A 224-nucleotide genomic window follows, 5' to 3' on the forward strand; every position below is an offset into this window, starting at 1 on the left:
CAGATAAGTTCAATAGTTCGGTTTCCGCCAATTCTTTGGTGTCAGCACGATAGACTTCCTTGAGTTCGGCCATGAATGCCTTTTGGTCTTTACTGGCCACATACTTGAGCGAATTGCGCACTTGATGCACTATACAGCTTTGTATCTCCGCTTTAGGGTAAATACTCTGTATGGCCTCTGAAAAGCCTCGTAGGTTGTCCGTACAGGCGATCAGGATATCTTTT

The 224-nt window shown here is 45.1% G+C and carries 1 protein-coding gene; it reads right to left on the reverse strand.

The window, feature by feature from the left end; all coding sequences use genetic code 11:
* Positions 1 to 224, reverse strand: a 224-nt coding sequence (locus AC04NP_RS30910; protein ID WP_482863999.1) for a transposase, incomplete at both ends; no start/stop codon positions are given.

This window comes from Agaribacillus sp. DX54, from assembly GCF_056858335.1.